General features: G+C 62.3%; 2 protein-coding genes. One reads left to right on the top strand and one right to left on the bottom strand.

What is annotated here, in order from left to right; all coding sequences use genetic code 11:
- Positions 1-39 precede the first annotated feature (39 nt).
- A complete protein-coding gene (psbC, locus tag FLM9_RS04905) occupies positions 40-1422 on the top strand; it encodes a photosystem II reaction center protein CP43 (RefSeq protein ID WP_074457525.1) in 1383 nt (460 codons plus the stop codon).
- Between the two features lie 46 nt (positions 1423-1468).
- Here psbC and FLM9_RS04900 read toward each other — a convergent pair whose 3' ends face one another.
- Positions 1469-2110 (bottom strand): nucleoside triphosphate pyrophosphatase, encoded by a 642-nt coding sequence (locus FLM9_RS04900; RefSeq protein ID WP_074457524.1) that lies wholly within the window; start codon positions 2108-2110, stop codon positions 1469-1471.
- Between the last annotated feature and the right edge of the window lie 197 nt (positions 2111-2307).

Below are 2307 nucleotides of genomic sequence, written 5' to 3'. Positions count from 1 at the left end.
CTCACGAACGCTTCCTATTCCCTGAAGAGGTCCTCCCACGTGGTAACGCTCTCTAATCCTTCCCTCGGCGGCAGCCTGGACCAGGACTCCACCGGCTACGCCTGGTGGGCTGGAAACGCCCGCCTCATCAATCTTTCGGGTCGCCTCCTGGGGGCCCATGTTGCCCATGCCGGCCTCATGGTCTTTTGGGCCGGGGCCATGATGCTCTTCGAGGTGAGTCATTATACCGCTGACAAGCCCATCTATGAGCAGGGTTTCCTCTGCTTCCCCCACGTGGCTCTCCTGGGCTACGGGGTCGGGCCCGGTGGCGAGATCACCAGTCTTTACCCCTTCTTTGTGGTGGGGGTGCTGCACTTGGTGTCCTCGGCCGTCCTGGGCATTGGCGGCCTCTACCATGCCCTGCGCGGCCCCAACGTGCTGGAGAACTACTCAGCCTTCTTCTCCCAGGACTGGCGGGACAAGAATCAGATGACCAACATCATTGGCTATCACCTGATTCTCCTGGGGGTGGGCTGCCTGCTGCTGGTGTTCAAGGCCATGTTCTTTGGCGGTGTTTACGACACCTGGGCCCCTGGTGGTGGCGACGTGCGCACGATCACCAATCCAACCCTGAACCCTGCTGTCATCTTCGGCTACCTGGCGCGCTCCCCCTGGGGAGGTCAGGGCTGGATCGTTGGTGTGGACAACATGGAGGACATCATCGGTGGCCACATCTGGCTGGGAATCACCTGCATCTTCGGTGGCATCTGGCATGTGCTGACCAAGCCTTTCGGCTGGGTGCGCCGGGCCTTCATCTGGAACGGTGAGGCTTATCTGAGCTACAGCCTGGGGGCCCTCAGCATGATGAGCTTTATTGCCTCCACCTTCATCTGGTTCAACAACACCGCCTATCCATCCGAGTTCTGGGGACCCACCAACGCGGAAGCCTCCCAGTCCCAATCCTTCACCTTCCTGGTGCGGGACCAGCGCCTGGGCGCCAACATTGGTTCCGCCATGGGGCCCACCGGTCTGGGCAAGTACCTGATGCGCTCCCCCACCGGCGAAATCATCTTCGGTGGCGAGACCATGCGCTTCTGGGATTTCCGTGGGCCGTGGCTGGAGCCACTGCGGGGTCCAAACGGTCTCAGCCTGGAGAAGCTGCAGAACGACATCCAGCCCTGGCAAGTGCGTCGTGCAGCGGAGTACATGACCCATGCTCCCAACGCCTCCATAAACTCCGTGGGCGGCATCATCACCGAGCCCAACGCAGTGAACTACGTAAACCTGCGCCAATGGCTGGGTGGCGCCCAGTTTGTTCTGGCCTTCTTCTTCCTGGTGGGTCACCTCTGGCATGCCGGCCGGGCCAGGGCCGCCGCCGCCGGTTTTGAGAAGGGCATCGACCGGGAGGCTGAGCCAGTTCTGGCTATGCCTGACCTGGACTAGCCCTTCCCCCACGGCCAGGATCCCTGCAGCAAAACACAGCCCCCGCTCAGGGGGCTTTTTTGTGGCCGCCCATCCCCCACAGCGCCGCCAAACTGACCCCCCACGACGCCAGGTGATGGCGTAGCCAGGGCAGGCTCAAGCCCATCACGTTGGAGGCGCAGCCCTCGATGGCGTCAATCAAGAGGCCACCACGCCCCTCCAGGGCGAAGGCGCCAGCACAGCCCAAGGGCTCGCCCGTGGCCACGTAGTGCTGGATCGTGGCCTCATCCACCGGGGCAAAGCGTATCCAGGTCACCACCGCACCCTGACAAGCTCGCTCCAGGCCGCTATCAAGAAGGCAATGACCGGTGTACAGGGCAGCCCTCCGGCCTGCCAGGGCACGCCAACGGCGGATAGCCTCGTCTGCGGATGTGGGCTTGCCTTGCGTAACACCCTGGAACACCAACACGGAGTCGCAGCCAAGCACCAGAGGTCCTGGCTGGGGCAAGCGCTCCACAACTGTTCCGGCTTTCCCCAGGGCCAGGGCGGTGACCAACTGATCCGGCGCCATTGTCCTGGGGAGGCTGTCCTCGTCAAAACCACTGACCTGCACGTGAAAGGGGATCCGGGCCTGCTCCAGCAGACGCCGCCGGGAGGGGGAGGCCGAGGCCAGGATCAATGCAAAGGGGTGTTGAGATGATGGGGGCATCACAAATGGGGGCTAAGGAGTCTCTGAACAAGTCCCCTTTGTCACGTTCAGCGCCTCGTAAGAAGCCGGTACACATCAGTTCCCCTTAGGTCGTCATTCTCTCGTATTAAATCCCGTGCGGTTTGACCGGTTTGATCCTTGGCCTCAAGGTTGGCGCCGGCATCAAGCAAAGCCTTCACCACAGCAGGAGACTCGCT

This window comes from Candidatus Synechococcus spongiarum (genome assembly GCF_900047545.1).
GTDB classification, from domain to species: Bacteria; Cyanobacteriota; Cyanobacteriia; order PCC-6307; family Cyanobiaceae; genus Synechococcus_B; species Synechococcus_B spongiarum_C.
The sequence above is the reverse complement of the archived record's forward strand: the minus strand, read 5'-3'. Positions and strand labels throughout refer to the sequence as shown.

Coding starts and splice junctions, on each gene's coding strand:
- FLM9_RS04900 (WP_074457524.1), bottom strand. CDS start 2,110: ATGCCCCCATCATCTCAACACCCCTTTGCATTGATCCTGGCCTCGGCC.